The organism is Streptomyces sp. NPDC086777 (genome assembly GCF_040702065.1).
In the GTDB taxonomy this organism is placed as follows: Bacteria; Actinomycetota; Actinomycetes; order Streptomycetales; family Streptomycetaceae; genus Streptomyces.
Genome location: NZ_JBFBJI010000013.1, coordinates 58,636 through 79,578, shown reverse-complemented (window position 1 = coordinate 79,578; position 20,943 = coordinate 58,636). Strand labels below are relative to the sequence as shown.

The following is a 20,943-nucleotide window of genomic DNA, read 5'->3' as shown; positions in this document are numbered from 1 at the left end:
CCCGGAAGATGGCGAGCGGCGCCTGCGGCACGCCGGGGCCACCTCGCACCCCCGCCCTGGTCGGCACGGGCGTCGATTGCCGGTCAGGGCATCGATTCCTGGGCGCCGACGCCGGGCCTCCGGCCACCGCTTGGTCAGGTTGGTCAGGCGACGCTGACGCTGTCGTCGAGGTAGACGTCCTGGACGGCGTGCAGGAGTTCGATGCCCTCGGCGGTGGGACGCTGGAAGGCCTTGCGGCCGGTGATGAGGCCCGTGCCGCCGGCCCTCTTGTTGATCACCGCGGTCCGCACCGCCTGGGCCAGGTCCCCCTGGCCGGCCGAGGCGCCGCCGCTGTTGATCAGGCCGACCCGGCCCATGTAGCAGTTGGCGACCTGCCAGCGCGTGAGGTCGATCGGGTGGTCGGTGGTGAGCCTGTCGTACAGCAGCGGGTGGGTCTTGCCGAAGCCCAGCGCGCGGTAGCCGCCGTTGTTCTCCGCCTGCTTCTGTTTGACGATGTCGGCCTCGATCGTCACGCCGAGGTGGTTGGCCTGGCCGGTGAGGTCGGCGGACACCGCGTAGTCCACGCCGTCCTTCTTGAACGCGGAGTTGCGCAGGTAGCACCACAGCACCGTGAACATGCCCAGTTCGTGGGCCCGGGCGAAGACCTCGCTCGCCTCCCGCAGTTGGCGGTCCGACTGTTCCGAACCGAAGTAGACCGTGGCACCGACGCCCGCCGCGCCGAGGTCGAAGCACTGCTGGACGTCGCCGAACATGATCTGGTCGTAGTGGTTCGGGTAGGTCAGCAACTCGTTGTGGTTGAGCTTGACGATGAAGGGGATCCGGTGTGCGTAGCGCCGCGACACGGCGCCGAGCACACCGAGGGTGCTGGCCACCGCGTTGCAGCCGCCGTCGACGGCGAGTTCGACGATGTTCGCGGGGTCGAGGTAGCGCGGGTTCGGTGCGAACGCCGACGCCGCGGAGTGCTCGATTCCCTGGTCGACCGGCAGGATCGACAGGTATCCGGTGCCGGCCAGCCTGCCGTGGTCGAACAGTGACTGCAGGTTGCGCAGCACCCGGGGCGAGCGGTCGGTCCCGGACACGACCCGGTCGACGAAGTCGGAGCCGGGCAGTACCAGATCCTCCCTCGGTATCCCCTGGGCGGAGTGTGTGAGCAGGTCCTTGGCCTCGTCGCCCAGCAGCTCGTGGATGTCGGTCATGGTCTCCGCCTCTCCTGTCCTGCGAAATGCCGATGGAGACGGCCTCACACGTGCGGGCAGCAGGACGTGCCACCGTCCGTGCGGCCGCGTCGCGGGTTCCCTGTCCATCATCCGCGCGGGCGGCCCGTCCGGCAGAGCCGGTCGGGTCCTTCACCGGGGCCGAACGGCCCACGAGCGGGCGAACCTGTCACCTACCGGGACTGCCGAAGGCACCGCCGTGGAACAGGGGAGGAGGGCGTGAACGGGCCCGGTGGCGAAGGAGGAAGTGATGAGTCACGCCGTGCTGGCGGGTGTCGACGGATCCGGGCACAGCCTCGCCGCGGCCGAGTGGGCAGCGCGGGAAGCGGTGCTGCGGGGTGTCCCTCTGCGTCTCGTGCACGCCGCTCCACCGCTTCCCGGGGGTACGGTTCCCCACCAGGCCGGGGAAACGCTGCGCCGCGTGGGCGAACGCATCGTCCAAGGAGTGATCGCCGACCTCGCCGCCCGCTATCCGGATCTGCGGCTGGACGGCTCGCAGCGCGCCGAAGCCCCGGCTGAGGCTCTCCTGTCCGCAGCATGCGATGCCGGGCTGCTCGTCGTCGGCGCACGGGGCTCGGGCGGCTTCAACGGCCTCGCGGTCGGCTCGGTGGCGCTCGGTGTGGCGGCCGCGGGCGACTGTCCCGTCGTCGTGGTACCCGGTCGGCGGCCCGGCGACTTCGGGAACGGCGCCCGCCCGGCGGGGACCGCCCCTCAGGTGGTGGTGGGTTTCGACGCGCACCGCCCGGTCGACGAGGTGGCGGACTTCGCGTTCGGGGAAGCCCGGGCCCGCGGCGCGGTCCTTCGGGCCGTGCAGTCATGGGCGTTTCCCGCCGAGGCCGTGTCGCCCCGGACGCTGTTCGTGACCGAGGAGGACCGCGCCACCTGGGAGGACCAGGAGGTCCTGGGGCTGTCCGACGCCCTGTGCACCCGGCAGGAGAAGTACCCGGAGGTGACGGTCCGCGCGGACGTCGTCCTCCTCCACCCCGCGGAGGCACTCCTGAACACGTCTCGCGGAGCCGACCTGCTGGTCGTGGGACGCCGCGCCGGCCGGGGCGGCGGCGAGGGCCGGCTGGGCCCGGTCACGCACGCGGTACTGCACCACGCCGGCTGCCCGGTGGCGGTCGTACCGCACGACGGCTGACGCCGACGGCACCCCGGCACGTCATGGCACTCCTCGGGCGTCAGCCGAAGAACACGCCGAACTCGTCGTACAGCGACGGATCCACCATCTTGGTCTTCGACTCGGCGCCGGGGATCGGGACCCGTACGATCCTGGTGCCGCTCAGGGCGACCATGGTCCCGAAGGCGCCGTCCTTGACCGCGTCGACGGCGTGCAGTCCGAAGCGCGTGGCCAGCCACCGGTCGAAGGCGCTCGGCGTGCCGCCGCGCTGGACGTGACCGAGCACCGTCGTACGGGCGTCCGTGCCGGTGCGCTGCGAGATCTCCCGGGCCAGCCAGTCGCCGATCCCGGACAGCCGCACATGACCGTACTCGTCCAGCGACCGGTCCTTGAGGACCATCTGCCCCTCCTTGGGCACAGCCCCCTCAGCGGTGACGACGATCGGCGCGTAGTGGAACTCGAAGCGCCTCTTCACCCACGCACAGACCTGATCGATGTCGAACGGCCGCTCCGGGACGAGGATCACGTTGGCACCGCCCGCGACACCGGCGTGCAGGGCGATCCACCCGGAGTGCCGTCCCATCACCTCCACCACCAGGGTGCGCATGTGCGACTCGGCGGTGGTGTGCAGACGGTCGATGGCCTCGGTCGCGATGCCCACGGCCGTGTCGAAGCCGAAGGTGTAGTCGGTGCCGGGCACGTCGTTGTCGATCGTCTTCGGCACGCCGACGATCGAGATCCCCTGGCGGCTCAGCTCGGCCGCCGCGCCCAGGGTGTCCTCGCCGCCGATCACGACGAGGGCGTCGATGCCCTGCGCGGCGAGAGTGGCCTGGATACGGCGTACGCCGTCCTCGTGCTTGAACGGGTTGGTGCGGGACGACCCGAGGATGGTTCCGCCGCGTGGCAGGATCCCCCGCACCTCGGGGACACCCAGCGGCATCACGTCGCCGCGGAGCGCGCCCAGCCAGCCGTCCCGAAGGCCGGCGAACTCGAAGCCGTACTCCTGGACCCCCTTGCGTACGACGCTGCGGATCACGGCGTTGAGACCGGGACAGTCACCGCCGCCGGTCAGAACTCCTACCTTCATGGTTCCCTCCCCCTCTGGGCATGGGTGAGGTTCTCTGTCGGTCGTGAGATCCATTCTGTGCGACGGCGCTCCCGTCGGCGACTCGCTCCGGGGCCGGATGCCGGAGCGCGCCCTGCCGGTCCGTCCCACCGCGAGGTGTGCCGGCGGGACGCGGGCGGCAACCTCGCACGACGGGTACGCGCCCACGAGCCCACCGGGTGTGGTCCGGGCGGCGCCTTCCCGGTGCTGCGGGCGCGCACGCCGCCGGTACCGCAGGTGGCCGCTGCCGGCTGCGGCGCCGCGCACGCGGGCCGGAGAGCCCCCGTACCGACCGGTGGTGCCGGTCCGCAGATGCGCTCAGGCTGGAGGTGTCCGCCCCGCTGAAGGGAGCCTGTGCGATGGCGTCCGCGACCACCATGACGAGGGCTCTTGAGTCCGTGCACCGCGAGCGGCTGATGCGACTCGCCCGTGAGGTCTCCTTCCCGGCCGGGACCCGGCTGTTCGAGGAGGGGGTGCGCGCCAACCGTTTCTGGGTCGTGCGCACCGGGACCGTCGCCCTGGACCTCCATGTGCCGGGCCGGCGTCCCGCCGTCGTCGAGACCCTCGGGCCGGGGGAACTCGTCGGCTGGTCCTGGCACTTCCCTCCCTACCTGTGGCATCTGGGGGCCGAGGCGATGAGCCCGGTGCGGGCCTGGGAGTTCGACGCGGGGGCGGTCCTGGAGGCGTGTGCCCAGGACGCCGGGTTCGGCCGGGCGATCGCGGTCTGGGTCGGACAGGTGCTCGCCCAACGGCTGCACGCCTCCCGGATCCGCCTCCTCGACCTGTACGCCCCCTACGGGAGCGGCGGACTGACCTGACCGTGCGGAGCGGGCGCCCTACAGCCCATGACCGTGCTCGCACGCCCGTCGTACGGAAGCGGCCACTCGGTCGGTCAGTTCGGGCAGAGCCGAGCGCACCACGTCGCTCAGACCTTCGCCGAGTCCCACGTCGGCCACCTCGACGGCGTGCACCACGAGTCGCGGCGGCAGCCGGTCGAGGGCCTCTGCCAGGGCCAGGCACTCTCCCAGGCCGAAGCTGTGCGTGCTCGCCGTGGCCCGTGCGTGCCCGGCGGCCTCCGCCGAGGTCAGGGTGTGCAGCTCACCGGGCCGGGCCGGGTGGGTACGGAGGGCTTCCACGACGATCACGGTGTCCGCGTCGCGCCACAGGTCGAGCAGCCTCGCGGGTTCGCCGTCGCTGACCGCCAGCACGGTGCCGTCGGGAACCCGCCCCCGCAGCGTCTCCACCGCCGCCGGGCCGATCCCGTCGTCACCGCGCAGGGGATTGCCCACGCCGACCACCACGACCCGGCCGCTCACGGACGTTCCACGGTCACGTCGAGGAAGTGGGCGGCGCAGGAGATGCAGGGGTCGTGGTTACGGATGGCCCGTTCGCACAGGTGGGTGAGTTCGTCGTCGTCAGCGGCGGGTCCGTCGCGGTCCAGGCGTGCCTGGACCGCCCTGCGGACGTCCTCCTCGATGGCCGTCTGGTTCTGGGCGGTGGGCGGGACGATGCGGGCCCCGGTGAGTGTGCCGTCTCCGGTGAGGGCGTAACGGTGGTACAGCAGGCCGCGGGGCGCCTCGGTGGCTCCCACACCGGTCCCCTCGCGCGGCGGGACCTCGACGGCGGGCCGGGCAGGCCGCTCGTAGCCGTCGATGATCAGCAGGGCCTCCTCGACGGCCTGTACGACCTCCACGGCACGCACGACGATGCTCCGAAAGGGGTTGTCGCAGACCCCGCCCGCGGCCGGATCGCCCAGCCCGGCGTCCCGCGCCGCGTCGGCCGCCACGGGATGCAGCCAACGGCCGCTGATCGCGTACCGCGCCAGTGGGCCGGTGAGGAAACGGCGGCCGTCGAGGGTGGCGGTGAGCGCGGTGGAGTGCGGTACCTGCTCCTCCCGGACGTGCTTCTCGAAGTCGGACAGGGGGAAGTCGCGCGGCGTCGGATCCACGACCGTGGGCGTACCGGAGTCGATGGCGTACCGGCCGGGGTCGCGCAGGGCGAGCAGGGCGTGGTCGCACACGGCGTCGGGAAAGTCGAAGGCCCCCACCCAGCGGACGGTTTCCAGCGCATCGTGCCGGGCCTGCCGCAGCCGGTCCGCCAGGGGGCGGAATTCGTCCGGTGCCGGGGTCCGGTGGAAGCCGCCGATCCGGACGTTGACCGGGTGGACGGGCCGGCCGCCGAGCTGTTCGAGGATCGCGTTGCCGGCCTGCTTGATCCGCAGGCCGCGTTCGACGGCCGCTCGCTGGTCGCGGGCGAGTTCCACCACGTCCGCGCAGCCGAGGAAGTCCGGGGCGTGCAGGAAGTAGATGTGCAGGGCGTGGCTCTCGATCCACTCGCCGCAGTACAGCAGGCGGCGCAGGTCCGCCAGTGGTCCGTCCACCGTGACTCCGCAGGCGTTCTCGATCGCCTGGCAGGCGCTCATCTGGTAGGCGATCGGGCAGATGCCGCAGATGCGGGAGGTGATGTCGGGGGGCTCGGTGTGGCCCCGGCCGGTCAGGAGGGCCTCGAAGAAGCGCGGCGGTTCGTAGATGCGCAGCCTTGTCCCGGTGACCGACCCGTCCTGCACGCGCAGGTGGACGGCCGCCTCGCCCTCCACCCTGGCCAGCGCGTCCAGCCGCAGCACACGGGTTCCGCGAGAGTTCATGCGGGCCTTTCCGGGCGGGTTTCCGAGTCGGTCCGCGAGCTGTGCCGCTCCTCGGCCGCGAGTTCGGGTACGGGGGCATGTTCCGGCGCGGTGGCGTTGAAGGTGTGGAAGACACGCAGGATGTCCCGCTCGCTCATCCCGTCGCGGTGCAACTGGGCGACCATGGACCGCAGGTTGGGCTGCTTCGACGGTCCGAAGCAGCCGTAGCAGCCGCGTCCATAGGCGGGGCAGATGGCGCCGCATCCGGCATGCGTGACCGGGCCCAGGCAGGGGGTGCCGTGGGCCACGGTGATGCAGGTGGTGCCGCGCCGCTTGCACTCGAAGCAGACGCTATGGCTCGGGATCCGGGGCCTGCGCCCGGCCAGGTGGGCGGTGATGACCTCGAGGAGCTGGCGGCGGTCGATGGGGCAGCCGCGCAGTTCGAAGTCGACCGGGACATGGGCGGAGATCGGCGTCGAGGTCTCCAGTGTGGAGATGTACTCCGGGCGGGCGTAGACCGCGGCGACGAAGTCGTCGACGTCGGCGAAGTCGCGCAGGGCCTGGATGCCCCCGGCGGTGGCACAGGCCCCGATGGTCACCAGGGACCGGGAGACACGGCGGATGTGCTGGATCCGCTCGGCGTCCTCGGCGGTGGTGATCGATCCTTCGACCAGGGAGAGGTCGTACGGCCCCTGGCCCGCCAGCTTCGCGCGCTCCCCGCCTGAGCCGCCCTCGACCGGGGTCATCTCCAGGAAGTGGTCGATCCGTACCCGCCGGCTGAGGTCGAGGAGTTCGTCCTCGCAGTCGAGCAGGGTCAGCTGGCAGCCGTCGCAGGAGGCGAACTTCCACACGGCGAGCGTGGGCCGGGGGTCCGGAGCCGCTCCGGGTTCGAGTCGGGGTTGCTGGGGTTCGGTGGCCATGTCACAACTCCCTCACCAGGAGCAGGCGTGCCACGCGGTCGTAGCCGACGACCGGACCGTCCCGGCACAGCAGGAGGGGGCCGAGCTGGCAGTGGCCGCAATGGCCGGTGGCGCAGCGCATGTTCCGTTCCAGGGACACCTGGACGCGGTCCGGGGCCAGGCCCCGGGCCACGAGGTCGCGGGCGGTGTGACGCATCATCACCTCGGGCCCGCACACCAGCGCGCAGGTCCGTTCGGGGCGCAGGTCGAGGCGGTCCAGGAGCGTGGTGACCACACCCACCGCGCCGCGCCAGCCGGCGCCCGGCCGGTCGACGGTCACCGCCACCCGCGCCGGTCCGCGCCAGCCGGCGATCTCGTCGCGGTAGACCAGATCGGCCGGGGTACGGGCGCCCACCAGGACCGTGAGCCGGCCGAAGCCGTACCGCCGTTCCAGGGCGGCGTGCACGACCGGCCGCAGCGGGGCCAGTCCGATGCCTCCGGCGATCACCAGCAGGTCCTGCCCGGCGGCCGCCGTCAGGTCCCAGCCGGTACCGTACGGCCCGCCGAGCGCGACGGTGTCCCCGGCTTGCAGCCGGTACAGCGCGGACGAGACCGCGCCCACGGCCCGCACGGTGTGCACGAGGCCGCCCCGGGGACCGCTCAGGGCGCTGACCGAGACGGGCACCTCACCGACCCCGAACGCGTAGACCATCGCGAACTGTCCGGGTGCGAACGGCGGGAGTCCGGGTCCGGCCGGCACCAGCTCGATCGACCGGGTGTCCGCCGTCTCCGCCCGGGTGCCGGCGACCCGGTACGGCAGCGGGGGCGCCACTCTGGTCACGGTGACTCCGCCGCCGGTTGCCCTGACCGTGTCCAGTCGTACAGGGCGGCGGCCTCCTCCGTGATGTCGATGCCGACCGGGCACCAGACGATGCAGCGGCCGCAGCCCACACAGCCGGACGAGCCGAACTGGTCGTACCACGTGCCGAGTTTGTGGGTCATCCACTGCCGGTAGCGGGCGCGGGAGGAGGCCCGGACCGGGCCGCCGTGCACCTGGGAGAAGTCCAGGTCGAAGCACGAGTCCCACAACCGCCAGCGCTCGGCGTGGTCGCCGGTGAGGTCGGTGACGTCCTCGGTGGTGGTGCAGAAGCAGGTGGGGCACACCATGGTGCAGTTGCCGCAGGTCAGGCAGCGTCCGGCGACGTCGTCCCAGCGGGGTGCGTCGAGCGTTCCCGCCATCAGCTCCCGCAGGTCCGCCTCGGGCATGGTGCGGCCCATGTGCTCCGCGGCGGCCGCGACACCCGCGCGGGCCGTCTCCCGGGTCTCCGGGTCGGCCGGGCGGGCCGGCAGTTCGGCCAGGATCGCGGCGCCCTCGGGACTGCCGCTTCGGATCCAGAAACGGTGCCCGTCCCTGTCGAGCACCTCAGTCATGACCAGGTCGTGGCCGGGGCCGGCGGCGGGTCCGGTGCCCATCGAGACGCAGAAGCAGGTGGCGCCGGGCTCCGTGCACTCCACCACGATCAGCAGTGCCCCGGTGCGCCGCCCCTGGTAACCGGGGTCGCAGTACGCCCCGCCGGTCAGCACCCGGTCCTGGACTGCGATGGCACGCAGGTCGCAGGGGCGCACACCGAGGAAGGCGTAGCGCGGGGGCACGGACGGGTCGGCGGTGAGGACGAGCTGCCCGTCCACCCGGTCGGCGCTCCACTCCCGCACCCGCGGCCGGTGCAGGAACGGCTTCCAGGACTGCGGGCCCGCCGCATGCGCGAAGGCCGCACCGTCGGACCGCTCGACCAGCCGGTACCGCCCGGCCTCCAGTTCGACGCCCCAGCCATACGGCAGCTCGTCGGCCGACCGCAGCTCCGCGAGGACGATCGCACCGTCCCGCACCGTGGGTCCCACGACCGTGAACCCGCGTCTGATCAGCACGTCCACCAGCGCTGCCACGCCATCCTTGCCCATGACAAGGCCGTCGGACGCGCGGTCCGGAGGGGCGTTCACATCGGGGTCGACGGTCATGACCGGCCTCCTTCGGCACGGCGGACGGCGGCACGGAGTCCTCCCGCTGTCTCCGGTCCGCGGGGCAGCGGTTCCGGCCTTCTACGGGCGGGACGAGACGTACGTGTGCAAGGGCGGGCACGGTCGGCTTCCGGCCGCAGCCAGGGGGGCCGGACCAGCATGCCGCGTCATGCGCCGGCGCATGACGCGGCACTTCCATGGCGGTCCTCCGGCCATCGTCTCAAGCGGTCGGCGAGCGTGCCACCGAGCCGTACGGCGACATGGAATCGCGCCCTTGCCCCTGGTCAGGAGAGGCACGTCACTGGGCCACCCCACCACTACGGCCGCCGAGCCGTCCCGTACGCGTCGACGACGATGTGCGCGTCGCCCTGCGCACCTCCCGCAGCTCCACGTCGAGCGTGCGCGGACGCCGTACTCGCGGATCCTCACGGTCCCGAACACGTGCGCCTGCCCGGGTTGCCGCTCTTGGCCGGCTTCACCGTTCGGCCTTACGAGTGACGTCCGCACCCCAGGAGGGAGAGTCGCCGACGTGGGTGACATGGCCGGGACTTCTCCGGCTGCGTCGACCTGCGACACGCGGGAGGATGGCCGCTGAGGGGGGTGACCACGCGGCCGGGGTCCGGAAATCCTGACCTCGACGCGGTTGAGCGAAGTGGTGTCCACATGTCCGAACCATCACAGCACCCTGCCTGGCGGCGGATACCCGAGGACGTGGCCGGCGCAGCGGTCACGGTGGCACGGGCCGCCGGGCGTGCGGTCCGCCATCCGAAGTCCACGGTCGAGCGCGCACGCCAGCTGCCGGACCTCGTGCCCGCGCTGGGCCAGGCGGTGAAACCGATCCTGACCGGGCGCATGGACGACTGGCGCGGCGAGTACGCCTACACACTGGGCGAGCAGGCGTTCGTCTACGGATTCCCGTACATCTACAACGCCAAGCTGAGGCACGACTGGGTGACGCAGCCGCGGAACCCCTCGACGGTTCCGTACGCGCCCGTCAACCACTTCTGGCACGCCGAGCGGCTTCTCGACGCGACCTACCGCGACGGCGGCTGCCCCAACAACGACACCCTGTACTCGGTGGCCTGGGTGGACCTCAGCAGCGAGCCGGTCGTCCTCTCCCACCCGGACATGGGCGACCGGTACTTCACCTTCGAACTGGTGGGGATCACGTCCGACAACTTCGACTACGTCGGTCAGCGCACCACCGGCTCGGGCGCGGGCAGCTTCGCCCTCGTCGGCCCGGAATGGCGGGGCAGCCTCCCGGCCGGGGTGCGACAGCTGAAGAAAGCCCCGAGCCCCTGGGTCCTCGTCCTCGGCCGCACCCTGGTCAGCGCCCCCGACGACGTGCCACGCGTCCGGGAACTCCAGGAGCAGTACCGGCTCACCCCGCTCAGCCTGTTCGGCGAGCCGGACGCGAAGGTCCCCGAGAGCCGTGACGTCCTGGCGCCGATCCCCGCGGAGGAGGATCCCCTGGGACCGTGGAAGACCCTGAACGCGATGCTGGCCGAAAACCCTCCGCCCGCCCATCACCAGGTCCTTCTCCAGCAGTTCGCCCAGATCGGTATCGGCCCCGGCCTCGACGTCGAGGCCCAGCCGGACGCCGTGAAACGAAGCCTGATCCGGGCCGCCGCCGTCGGCGTGCCCCTGCTCAGACAGCAGATCCTCAGTGGCGACTGGGCCCACCTCGTCCACGGCTGGCGCTACCCTCCCCCGCAGATGGGACGCTTCGGCGACGATTTCCTCAAGCGCGCCGCCGACCAGTCGCTGATCGGCGTCACCGCCAACGACCCGGCCGAAGCCGTCTACCTGCTCAACTTCGACGACGCGGACGGCAACAAGCTGGCCCCCGAAGGCCGGTACGAACTGCACTTCCCCAACGGCTCGCTGCCACCGGTCGACGCCTTCTGGTCGCTGACCGCCTACGGGGAGGACATGAACCTCATCCCCAACCCGGCCGACCGCTACTCGGTGGGCGACCGCAGCGCCGGCCTCCGGCGGGACGCGGACGGCGGACTCACCCTTCACCTGCAGAGCGAGCCGCCCGGCGAGGACAGGGAAGCCAACTGGCTGCCCACCGCGAAGGAAGGCACCTGGTTCGTGGCCCTGCGCATGTACCGGCCCCGCCCCGAGGTGATCGACGCGACCTGGGAGTGCCCTCCACTGACCCGCGTCGCCTGACGTCCCGGCACGCCGGCGGAGCTGTCGCCGCCCCGCCGATCGCGCGAGGCGGTTGCCCTCAGTCCCCGGTCCCGGCGATCCGGTGCCGGGGGCCCGCCTCTCCCGGTGCGGGAAAGGCGGGCCGGACGGATGATCGGAAGAGGCCCGTAGGAAGGAGGGGCCGCATGCGAGGGGAGACCGTCCGGAAGGACAGTCCGCCACGGGTGACACCCAACCTGCGTGACTACGACGAGGAGTGCGCGGGCTTCTCGTGGTCGCGGGCGCGGGCCGGGCTGGCGGGACTGCCCGGCGGGCGGGGGCTGAACATCGCCTACGAGGCGGTGGACCAGCACGCGACGTCGGACCGCGCGACGGCGGTCGCCCTGCGCTGCGTCGGGCGGGACGACTCCGTGACGTGTGTGACCTACGGGGAGCTGGGCCGAGCCACGGCGCGCTTCGCCAACGTGCTGCGTGCCCTCGGGACCGGCCGGGGCGAGCGGGTGGTCACCCTGCTCGGGCGGTGCCCGGAGCTGTACACCGTGGTCCTGGGGACGCTGAAGAACACCAGCGTACTGTGCCCGCTCTTCTCCGCCTTCGGCCCGGACCCGGTCGCCCAACGGCTGCGGCTGAGCGACGCCCGGGTCCTGGTCACCACGGCGGAGCTGTACCGCAGGAAGGTCGCCGGACAGCGCGACCGGCTGCCCGGTCTGCGGCATGTTCTGATCGTCGGCGAGGGAGCGGACGCGTCGGCGGGCACACTCTCCTTCGACGCGCTCATGGCCGACGCGGACGACATGTTCGCCATCGCGCCCACCGCACCGGACGACATGGCCCTGCTCCACTTCACCAGCGGCACCACGGGCACCCCCAAGGGCGCGGTGCACGTGCACGACGCGGCCGTGGCACACTACGTGACCGCGCGGTACGCCCTCGACCTGCATCCGGACGACGTGTACTGGTGCACCGCCGATCCCGGCTGGGTCACCGGCATGTCCTACGGGATCGTGGCGCCGCTCATGCACGGGGTGACGGTCGTGGTGGACGAGGGCGACTACGACGCCCGCCGCTGGTACCGGATCCTCGCCGAGCAGCGGGTGAGCGTCTGGTACACGGCACCGACGGCGCTACGCATGCTGATGCGGACGACACCGCGGACCGGGCCGTACGACCTGCCCCGCTCCTTCGATCTGGGCGCGCTGCGGTTCATCGCCTCGGTCGGCGAGCCGCTCAACCCGGAGGCCGTGCTGTGGGGCCGGGACGTGCTCGGGCTGCCGGTGCACGACAACTGGTGGCAGACCGAGACCGGCGCCATCATGATCGCCAACTTCGCCGCCTGCGACATCCGCCCCGGCTCGATGGGACGCCCGCTGCCCGGAGTGACCGCCGCGGTGCTGCGGCGCGGCGAGGACGGCCGCGCCGAGATGACCGACGGGCACGTCACCGTGCTGGAGGAGCCGGGCGTGGAGGGTGAGCTGGCGCTTCGGCCCGGCTGGCCGTCCATGTTCCGGGGCTATCTGCACGACGAGCGGCGCACCGCGGCGGCCTTCACGGACGGCTGGTACCTCACCGGCGACCTGGTACGGCGCGACGCGGACGGCTGGTACTGGTTCGTCGGCCGCGCAGACGACGTCATCAAGTCGGCGGGACACCTCATCGGGCCGTTCGAGGTCGAGAGCGCCCTGCTTGAGCATCCGGCGGTCGCCGAGGCCGGCGTCATCGGCCGTCCCGATCCGGTGGCGGGGAACATCGTCAAGGCGTTCATCGCGCTGCGCCCCGGCTACGATCCGACCACGGCGATGCGGCAGGACCTGCTGGCCTTCTCCCGCCGCCGACTGGGCCCGGCCGTGGCGCCCCGCGAGGTCGCCTTCGACCAGCACCTGCCGCACACCCGCAGCGGCAAGGTCATGCGCCGCCTGCTGCGGGCCCGCGAACTCGGTCTTCCCGAGGGCGACATCTCCACCCTGGAGGACCCTGCGCACGGCGCCACGTCCCCGCCGAAGACCCCGCCGAAGGCTGCGCAGCAGACCCCGCAGAGGACGGAGCGGTCCGCATGAGCACCACCCGAACCCGGCCCAACCGTCAGGCCGCGCACCGACTGGCCCTGCTGGAGTCGATGCTGCGCGTCCGCCGGTTCGAGGAACGCTGCGTGGAGCTGTACAGCGCGGCGCGCATCCGGGGCTTCATGCACCTGTACATCGGTGAGGAGGCCGTGGCCGTCGGCGTCAACGACGCGCTCACGGACGACGACGCGGTCGTCTCGACGTACCGCGAACACGGCCACGCACTCGCCCGCGGGGTACCGGCCGAGGCGATCATGGCGGAGATGTTCGGCAAGGCGACCGGCTGCAGCCACGGCCGGGGCGGCTCGATGCACCTCTTCGACGCCGGCCGCCGTTTCTACGGCGGCAACGCCATCGTCGGCGGCGGCCTGCCGCTCGCGGCCGGCCTCGCCCTCGCCGACCGCATGGCCGACCGGTACCGGGTCACCTGCTGTTTCTTCGGCGACGGCGCCTTCGCCGAGGGCGAGTTCCACGAGACCGCCAACCTCGCCGCGCTGTGGGGACTGCCTCTGCTGCTGGTCTGCGAGAACAACCTGTACGCCATGGGCACCGCGCTGGCCCGGCACCAGGCCCAGACCGACCTCGCGCTGCGTGCCGCCGGGTACGGCATGGCCTCCTGGGCGGTCGACGGCATGGACGTCCTGGCCGTCGAGGACGCCGCCCGGCGGGCCACCGAGGGGATACGCGGCGGAGGCGGACCGCACTTCCTGGAAATGCGTACGTACCGGTTCCGCGCCCACTCCATGTACGACTCCGACCGCTACCGCGACAAGGCCGAGATCGAGCACTGGAAGGAGCGCGACCCTGTCGAGGGGTTCGCCCGGCGGCTGCACGAGGCGAAGGAGCTGTCCGGGAGGGCCCGCAGCGCTCTGGAGGACCGGCTGGCCGCCGAGCTCGACGCCGCGGTGGATGCGGCCGAGCGGGCTCCCGAGGAGCCCGTCGAGGACCTGCTGAGGTACGTCACCAGCCCGGTGGAGGCGAGCCCGCCATGACCACCACCCGCACCCGTGCCGCGAAGCCCGCCACCACGTCGGCGCACAAGAGCACCTACCGGGAGGCGATGCGCGAGGCCCTGCGCGAGGCCCTGCGCAGCGACGAGCGGGTGTTCCTGATGGGCGAGGACGTGGGCCGCTACGGCGGCTGCTTCGGCGTGAGTCTCGGTCTGCTGGAGGAGTTCGGGCCGAACCGGGTCCGGGACGCCCCGCTGTCGGAGTCCGCGTTCGTCGGCGCCGGCATCGGCGCGGCCCTGGCGGGTCTGCGTCCGGTCGTCGAGATCATGACGGTCAACTTCAGCCTGCTCGCGCTGGACCAGATCCTCAACAACGCGGCGACCCTGCTGCACATGTCGGGTGGCCAGCTGCCGGTCCCGATCGTGATCCGGATGACGACCGGTGCGGGACGCCAGCTCGCGGCCCAGCACTCGCACAGCCTGGAGGGCTGGTACGCGCACATCCCCGGCCTGCGGGTCCTGGCCCCGGCGACCCTCACCGACGCCCGCCACATGCTGGCCCCCGCACTCGCCGACCCCGACCCCGTGCTGATCTTCGAGCACGGCAGCCTGTACAACGTCACCGGTGAGCTGCCCGCCGACGCGGGCCCCGTCGACCTCGACCACGCGGCCGTCCGCCGCCCCGGCACGGACGTCTCCCTGATCACCTACGGCGGCTCCCTGCCCAAGGCACTGGCCGCCGCCGACGACCTCGCGAGCGGCGGCATCAGCGCGGAGGTCGTCGACCTGCGCACCCTGCGCCCCCTGGACGACGCCACGATCGGCGCCTCGGTCGCCCGCACGCACCGAGCCGTCGTCGTCGACGAGGGCTGGCGCACCGGCAGCCTCGCCGCCGAGATCTCCGCCCGCCTCACCGAGCAGCACTTCTACGACCTCGACGCCCCCGTCGAGCGGGTGTGCAGCGCGGAGGTGCCCATACCGTACGCGCGCCGGCTGGAGGAGGCCGCGCTCCCCCAACCCGACGGAATCGTGGCGGCCGCCCGCCGCACGGTCGGCGAGCCGCCGCCGGCCACCGGAAGGCCGGGCTGACATGACCGAGTTCACCATGCCCTCACTCGGCGCGGACATGGACGAGGGAGTGCTCCAGGAGTGGCTCGTGGCCCCAGGCGACCAGGTGCGCAAGGGCGATGTCGTGGCGGTCGTGGAGACGGACAAGGCGGCCATCGAGGTCGAGTGCTTCGAGTCGGGGACCGTGGGGCGGCTCCTCGTCCCGGCGGGAACCCGGGTGCCGGTGGGGGCCCCGCTCGCCGTGATCGAGGGTGGGGCCGGGGCGGGGGTACGGGCGGCCGTTTCCGGGACCTCGGTGACAGCGGGGGCCGAGGGGGACCGGGCAACGGCCGTCACCGAGGTCCCGGCCGCGCCGAAGGCGCCCGTTCGTGCGGCGACCGGACAGGAACCGGCCGCAGCACCGCGCGGACGCCCGCAACCCCGACGGCAGCCGGTCCGGGAGCCGGTCCGCAGGCAGGCGCGCACCCGGAACAGGCCGACCGGACAGCCCGTACCCCCGACGGCCGGACCCGTGCAGCCCCCACCGCCCATGCCCGCCGAGGTCGTCCCGGTGCTCGGGGCCGGACCGCTGGTGCGGCACCTGGCGGAGCTGCGCGGCGTCGACCTGACGACCCTGCACGGCACCGGCCCCGGCGGACGGATCACCCGCACCGACGTGGAACACGCACCTCTGCCCCACGTGCCAAGGGTACGGTCGACACCGTACGCACGACGGCTCGCCCGCGACCTCGACGTGGACCTGACGGAGGTGCAGGGCACCGGGGACGGCGGGGCCGTGCGGGCGGCGGACGTGCGCGCCCACGCCGGGGAAGGTGACCGGGAGCGGCAGCGGCCGAACGGCGGGCGTCGGCGCACACCCGCGGCCGAACCGGCCGCCGAAGGCCCGGAACAGCGTACGGACGCCATGCGCCGGGCCATCGCCGAGCTCATGAGCCGTTCCAAGCGGGAGATCCCGCACTACTACCTGTCCACCACCATCGATCTCACCGCAGCCGAGGACTGGCTGCGCCGGGTCAACCGATGCCGTCCACCCGCCGGGCGGCTCGTGTCGGCAGCCCTGCTGCTGAGGGCCGCCGCGCTGGCCGCGCGCGAGGTGCCGAGCCTCAACGGCTACTGGCTCAACGATGCGTTCGTCCCCGCGTCCGAGGTCAGTCTGGGCATCGCGGTCTCGCTGCGGCAGGGCGGACTGCTGGCACCGGTGATCCACGACGCCGACAACCTCCCGCCCGACGCCCTCATGCAACGCCTCAAGGACCTCGTCGAGCGCACCCGCCGGGGACGGCTGCGCGGCAGCGAGATGTCCGGCGCCACCCTGACCGTCACCAACCTGGGCGACCAGGGCGTGGAGAGCGTCTACGGCGTCATCCATCCGCCCCAGGTGGCCCTCGTCGGCTTCGGGGCCGTCGTCGAACGGCCCTGGGCGACCGGGGGCATGCTCGGCGTGCGCCCGGTGGTGACCGCGACCCTGGCCGCCGACCACCGGGCCACGGACGGCGCCGTGGGAGCGCGCTACCTCACGGCGGTCGACCGACTGCTACGAAAACCGGAGGAGCTGTGAGTCCTGTGAAGCCCCTGACCGACGCGGAGGCCACGGCGGTGATCAAGGAATCGATCACGCGGATCGTGCCCGACGCCGACTTCACCCCCGTCCAGCCGGACGACAGGTTCCGTGACGTTCTCGAACTCGACTCGCTCGACTTCCTCAGCCTGGTGGAGCTGCTGACCGAACGCACAGGAGTCCGTATCGACGAGGAGGACTATCGGGAACTCACCACCCTGGCGGATGCCAGCCGGTTCCTGGTCGACAGATCCACGGACGCGGCCGGTTCCGCTCCGTGAGGCCCGGAGCACCAGGTAGGTGGACGCGGAGTCAGGCGCCGGAGGGAGAGGGCCGGGCGTCGTCCCTCCGCCAGGTCAGGTCCCCGGCGACCGAGACCACGCCGTCCACGCCCCGGCACAGCTGTTCCACGACGGGAACCAGACTCCGGTACTCCACGGTGCCGCTGAGTCCGACCCGCCCGTCACGCACCTCCACGGCCACGTCCGCTGGTTCGAGCCCCAGCGTGCGGTGCAGCAGGTCCCGGGTGATCTCCTCGCGGATGGCGTCGTCACCGCGCAGGAAGATCCGGAGCAGATCACCACGGCTGACGATCCCCAGCAGCCGGTCCGCCTCGTCCACCACGGGCAGCCGCTTGACACGCTGGGTCTCCATGAGGCGGGCCGCCTCCGCCACGCTCCACTCCGGACGCGCGCACACCGCGGGCGCCGACATCAGCTCCTCGGCCCGGGCCCCCTCGGCCTTCGCCCGTTCCCAGGCTTCCAGGTGCGGGATGGGGGTCCTGCCCGACGGGTCGGCCTGATCGGCGCTCTTGCGCAGCAGGTCGGCCTCGGACACCACCCCCATGGGGCGCCCGACATCGTCCACCACGGGCACGGCGGTGACGTCGTTCTCCGCCAGCAGCCTGACCAGTTCCTTGAACGGGGTGTCCGGCCGTGCCCGGACGACACGCCGCGTCATGAGCTCCTCGACCGTTCGGTGATGCATGGTGCCTCCCGGATGCGGGCCCCCCACCGCGCGGTCGGGGCGCTCTCGCCCGTGCCGCAGTGGGCCCCGCGTGGCGGGTCTGGTACAGCACCATTCTGCGGAGCGGACGGCGAGCATGCGAGCTCACCTGGGCGACCGGCCGATCGGCGAAAGGCCGCCCGACCGGCGCTGCCGGGCGCGACGACGGGTTCGCGGGACGGGCGGACGGCGGTCCCGGGGTCCCGGCGCACAGGACCAAGCACGTCGGCGTCAACCGAACAGACTCCGCACGCGAATCGTCTCGACGTGCCGCCATGTGCCGTCGGTCAGCAGCAGCCAGTCGGGTTCCTTCCCACGCCGGCGGACGGAACCGGCCGCCGGCCCGGCGGCCCGTCGACGGGCCGGGCTCGCCGACGGCAACCGGGCGCCGGAGCGCGCACGCACGGCCCGCCCGGCATCACGAGTGCGCTTGCTCATCGTCGCTCCGTCCGCCCGCAGAGCCGTCGCTTCCGCACCCTGCCGAGACAGGCACCCGGCCGGCGCAGACGGGTCGAGCCTGCCCGCACGGCCAGGACGCTCAGCGTCACACACATTCCAGCATCCCTCCCGGGTGCCCCGCCCGAGCACATTCCAGCGTCCCTCCCGGGTGCCCCGCCCGAGCACATTCCAGCGTCCCTCCCGGGTGCCCCGCCCGAGGGGGGGCCGAACGGCACACACGAGGACCGTGCGGCCCCTGCCGGGGGGCGGCGGCGTAGGACGGTGGGGCGTACGACGATTGCGAAGCGGAGGGCCGTGCCATGCGGACACCGCGTCTTCCCGGCCACCGACGCCGGTCCGGCCCGCCCGGCGAACGGGCGCGGCACGGGGCGATGTCGGTCCGGGCTCACTGGAACGGCCGGTGGACCGGCTGGAACGCAGGCTCAAGGTCCTCCTGGCGGTCGTCGTCCTGGTGGCTGTGCCGCTCGTGGCACGGGGCGTCGGGAACACCGTGTACAACCACTTCACGCTGGTCAGGGCAGACGGCGCCGGCGCGATTGCATCCGGTGACGGCAACCCTGCTGACGGAAGCGCGGTCGAGCGCGCAGCCGGGCCGCGTCGCGGGTGCACAGAACACCATGGCGGGCGGGCCGCGGCATGGGGCCGGACACCGATCCCGGTCACCGGGCGCCGCGGGCGGCGGCCCAGCGGCGTCGTACCGCCTCTTCGTGCTCGGATTCTTCCAGGGCCAGTTCCGCCGCCGCGAGTTGCCCGCGCAGCTGGGGGATCCAGTGCCGGCGCAGGGCGCGGACCCGCTGCCGAGTGCGCACGGCTTCGGCGGCGAGCAGGTCCGCGGCGGCCCGGTGGGCGGCGTGCTCGGCGGCGGCCCGGACCGCCGCGCGGTACGCGGTCCCGGCGTGCGCGAGTGCGGTGTTGGGCGGGGTCGGCTCCTCGGGGGTGCGTACGGGATCCGTCCAGGAGACGGTCGCGGGATGCCGTAGGCCCATGAGCGCGGCCCATCCGACGTCGACCCGGGCGCGGTCCGCCGGTACCGCCTCGGCCAACGCCGCCTCGCCACCGAGCAGCACTCCGCGCACCAGCCAGGTGTCCGCTTCGGCCAGCCGCTGCCGCCACACCGCGCCGGCCTCCTCCGCGGCTTGACGGGCCAAGCGCTCCCGGTCGAGCAGCAGCCGGAGTTTACGTTCGAGCAGATCCGCTCCGCGCAGCGCGGTAGCGAGGCTGCGGCGCAGTCGCAGCCGTCCGGCCCGCCCGGCCGGCACCCGGCTTCCCTGCCCGCTCACGGCGTCTCCTCCCACGGGGCCCGATGGGTGTCCAGCAGCTCGGCCGGGATCATGCCGAGCTGACTGCGCGGCAGCGTCAGCAGGACCTCCCAGGCCCGGTCCAGGGAGTCGTCCAGGGTGCGGTTCTCGTCCGTGGCCTGGGCGAGGAACCGCCGGCGGAAGGCATCCTCCAGGTCCAGGTGGCGCAGGTCGACGCGGCTGAGCGCCGGTCGGCCGATCAGGTCGGCGAGTTCTCGCACCTGCCGGGCGCGGGCCAGCGCGGCGAGCAGCTGCGCGGCCAGGTCCGGGTGGTCGGCCCGGGTCCGTCCCTTTCCGGCGCCGTGGCGCATCAGCCGGGACAGCGAGGCCAGCGGGTCGACGGGCGGATACGTACCGGCCGCGTACATCTCGGAGGAGAGCACGATCTGGCCCTCCGTGATGTAGCCGGTGAGGTCGGGGACGGGGTGGGTGATGTCGCCCGCCGGCATGGTGAGCACCGGCAGGACGGTCACCGATCCCGGCCTGCCCCGGATCCGGCCGCAGCGCTCGTAGAGGGAGGCGAGGTCGCTGTACAGGTAGCCGGGGTAGGCCCGGCGGGCGGGGATCTCGCCCCGTGCGGCCGACACCTCGCGCAGTGCCTCGGAGTAGGCCGTCATGTCCGTCATCACCACCAGGACGTGCCGGCCCTCGGTGAACGCCAGATGCTCGGCGGCCGTCAGGGCGATCCGCGGGGTCAGCAGCCGCTCGATGACCGGGTCGTCGGCGGTGTTGAGGAGCAGGACCAGCTCCCGGGCGGCCGAGCGCTCCGCCAGCCCGGCGCGGACGAACGCCGCGTCGGCGTGGGTGAGCCCCATGCCGGCGAAGACCACGGCGAACGCCTCGCCGCCGCAGGTCGCCTGCGCCGCGATCTGCACCGCGAGTTCCAGGTGCGGCAGCCCGGCCGCGGAGAACACCGGGAGCTTCTGACCGCGTACCAGGGTGGTGAGGACGTCCACGGCGGTCACGCCGGTCAGTACCGGCTCGTTCGGGGGCTCCCGGCGCACCGGGTTGATCGGGGCACCGCCCACCGCCGCCCGGGTCGCGCCCAGCACCGGCGGCCCGCCGTCGGCCGGTTCGCCGCGCCCGTTGCACACCCGGCCCAGCCACCCGGAGCCGACGGGAATGCGCAGGGGCGAGCCGGAGAAGGCGACGCGGGTGCCGCCGCGGTCCATGCCGGCGGTGTCCTCCAGCACCTGCACCACGGCGAGGTCCCGGTCGGCCTCCAGCACCAGACCGTGCCGTCGTTCACCCGATTCGAGGGTGATGGTGGCGGACTCGTCCCAGCCGACCCCGTGCACGCCCTCCAGGACCACCAGGGGGCCACGTAGCTCCCGCACGCCGGTGTACTCGACGTCCACGGAGCTTATGAGGTCGATGGGGTTCACCGGAGCCTGGGGGCCCACAGGGTCCGC

General features: G+C 72.9%; 19 protein-coding genes. 8 read left to right on the top strand and 11 right to left on the bottom strand.

Translation table 11 applies throughout. From position 1 onward, the window contains the following. Positions 1-143: 143 nt before the first annotated feature. Entirely contained in the window at positions 144-1,196 is a 1,053-nt protein-coding gene (locus AB0472_RS19765) for a class I fructose-bisphosphate aldolase (protein WP_366357755.1), read from the bottom strand. Positions 1,197-1,464: 268 nt separating this feature from the next. On the opposite strand from AB0472_RS19765, the gene AB0472_RS19760 reads away from it, so the two are divergent. After that, the gene (locus AB0472_RS19760) at positions 1,465-2,355 is read left to right on the top strand and encodes a universal stress protein (RefSeq protein WP_366357754.1); all 891 of its coding nucleotides are present in this window, start codon (positions 1,465-1,467) and stop codon (positions 2,353-2,355) included. Between the two features lie 40 nt (positions 2,356-2,395). Here the strand turns inward: AB0472_RS19760 and AB0472_RS19755 are convergent, their stop codons facing one another. Continuing rightward, the gene (locus AB0472_RS19755; RefSeq protein ID WP_366357753.1) at positions 2,396-3,421 is read right to left on the bottom strand and encodes a 6-phosphofructokinase; all 1,026 of its coding nucleotides are present in this window, start codon (positions 3,419-3,421) and stop codon (positions 2,396-2,398) included. 377 nt (positions 3,422-3,798) lie between these two features. Between AB0472_RS19755 and AB0472_RS19750 the strand changes: the two genes are divergently transcribed. Further along, positions 3,799-4,257, top strand: coding sequence for a cyclic nucleotide-binding domain-containing protein (locus tag AB0472_RS19750; protein WP_366357752.1), 459 nt, complete (start codon positions 3,799-3,801; stop codon positions 4,255-4,257). 18 nt (positions 4,258-4,275) lie between these two features. Here the strand turns inward: AB0472_RS19750 and AB0472_RS19745 are convergent, their stop codons facing one another. From AB0472_RS19745 to AB0472_RS19725, 5 genes are read right to left on the bottom strand one after another with little or no spacing between them, the layout of a single operon-like run. Continuing rightward, positions 4,276-4,755 carry a hydrogenase maturation protease gene (locus AB0472_RS19745; RefSeq protein ID WP_366357751.1) on the bottom strand — a complete coding sequence of 160 codons (480 nt, stop codon included), beginning with the start codon at positions 4,753-4,755 and terminating at the stop codon, positions 4,276-4,278. Next, positions 4,752-6,083, bottom strand: a complete 1,332-nt coding sequence (locus tag AB0472_RS19740) for a nickel-dependent hydrogenase large subunit (RefSeq protein ID WP_366357750.1) — start codon at positions 6,081-6,083, stop codon at positions 4,752-4,754. The genes AB0472_RS19745 and AB0472_RS19740 overlap by 4 nt, the downstream gene beginning before the upstream one ends. Continuing rightward, complete coding sequence (locus AB0472_RS19735) at positions 6,080-6,982, bottom strand: oxidoreductase (protein ID WP_366357749.1); 903 nt, start codon at positions 6,980-6,982, stop codon at positions 6,080-6,082. Before AB0472_RS19735 ends, AB0472_RS19740 begins: the two co-directional genes overlap by 4 nt. A gap of 1 nt (position 6,983) precedes the next feature. Next, entirely contained in the window at positions 6,984-7,802 is an 819-nt protein-coding gene (locus AB0472_RS19730; protein WP_366357748.1) for an FAD/NAD(P)-binding protein, read from the bottom strand. Then, positions 7,799-8,977: a 4Fe-4S dicluster domain-containing protein gene (locus AB0472_RS19725; RefSeq protein ID WP_366357747.1), complete on the bottom strand. Its 1,179-nt coding sequence runs from the start codon at positions 8,975-8,977 to the stop codon at positions 7,799-7,801. The genes AB0472_RS19730 and AB0472_RS19725 overlap by 4 nt, the downstream gene beginning before the upstream one ends. Before the next feature lie 663 nt (positions 8,978-9,640). Between AB0472_RS19725 and AB0472_RS19720 the strand changes: the two genes are divergently transcribed. From AB0472_RS19720 to AB0472_RS19695, 6 genes are all read left to right on the top strand, one after another. Continuing rightward, the gene (locus tag AB0472_RS19720) at positions 9,641-11,155 is read left to right on the top strand and encodes a DUF1254 domain-containing protein (protein ID WP_366357746.1); all 1,515 of its coding nucleotides are present in this window, start codon (positions 9,641-9,643) and stop codon (positions 11,153-11,155) included. A gap of 164 nt (positions 11,156-11,319) precedes the next feature. After that, positions 11,320-13,188, top strand: a complete 1,869-nt coding sequence (gene acsA, locus AB0472_RS19715) for an acetate--CoA ligase (RefSeq protein WP_366357745.1) — start codon at positions 11,320-11,322, stop codon at positions 13,186-13,188. Continuing rightward, positions 13,185-14,186 carry a pyruvate dehydrogenase (acetyl-transferring) E1 component subunit alpha gene (pdhA, locus tag AB0472_RS19710; RefSeq protein ID WP_366357744.1) on the top strand — a complete coding sequence of 334 codons (1,002 nt, stop codon included), beginning with the start codon at positions 13,185-13,187 and terminating at the stop codon, positions 14,184-14,186. Before acsA ends, pdhA begins: the two co-directional genes overlap by 4 nt. Continuing rightward, complete coding sequence (locus AB0472_RS19705; RefSeq protein WP_366357743.1) at positions 14,183-15,232, top strand: alpha-ketoacid dehydrogenase subunit beta; 1,050 nt, start codon at positions 14,183-14,185, stop codon at positions 15,230-15,232. The genes pdhA and AB0472_RS19705 overlap by 4 nt, the downstream gene beginning before the upstream one ends. Position 15,233: 1 nt before the next feature. Then, positions 15,234-16,769 (top strand): dihydrolipoamide acetyltransferase family protein, encoded by a 1,536-nt coding sequence (locus AB0472_RS19700; protein ID WP_366357742.1) that lies wholly within the window; start codon positions 15,234-15,236, stop codon positions 16,767-16,769. Positions 16,770-16,774: 5 nt separating this feature from the next. Further along, on the top strand, positions 16,775-17,050 hold the full coding sequence (locus AB0472_RS19695) for an acyl carrier protein (RefSeq protein WP_366357741.1): 276 nt from the start codon (positions 16,775-16,777) through the stop codon (positions 17,048-17,050). A 31-nt stretch (positions 17,051-17,081) separates the two neighbouring features. Here the strand turns inward: AB0472_RS19695 and AB0472_RS19690 are convergent, their stop codons facing one another. From AB0472_RS19690 to AB0472_RS19675, 4 genes are all read right to left on the bottom strand, one after another. Beyond that, positions 17,082-17,756: a CBS domain-containing protein gene (locus AB0472_RS19690; RefSeq protein ID WP_366357740.1), complete on the bottom strand. Its 675-nt coding sequence runs from the start codon at positions 17,754-17,756 to the stop codon at positions 17,082-17,084. A gap of 249 nt (positions 17,757-18,005) precedes the next feature. Continuing rightward, positions 18,006-18,212, bottom strand: a complete 207-nt coding sequence (locus AB0472_RS19685) for a hypothetical protein (protein ID WP_366357739.1) — start codon at positions 18,210-18,212, stop codon at positions 18,006-18,008. 680 nt (positions 18,213-18,892) lie between these two features. After that, positions 18,893-19,513, bottom strand: coding sequence for a V-type ATP synthase subunit D (locus AB0472_RS19680; RefSeq protein ID WP_366357738.1), 621 nt, complete (start codon positions 19,511-19,513; stop codon positions 18,893-18,895). Next, complete coding sequence (locus AB0472_RS19675) at positions 19,510-20,889, bottom strand: V-type ATP synthase subunit B (RefSeq protein WP_366357737.1); 1,380 nt, start codon at positions 20,887-20,889, stop codon at positions 19,510-19,512. Before AB0472_RS19675 ends, AB0472_RS19680 begins: the two co-directional genes overlap by 4 nt. Positions 20,890-20,943: the final 54 nt, after the last annotated feature.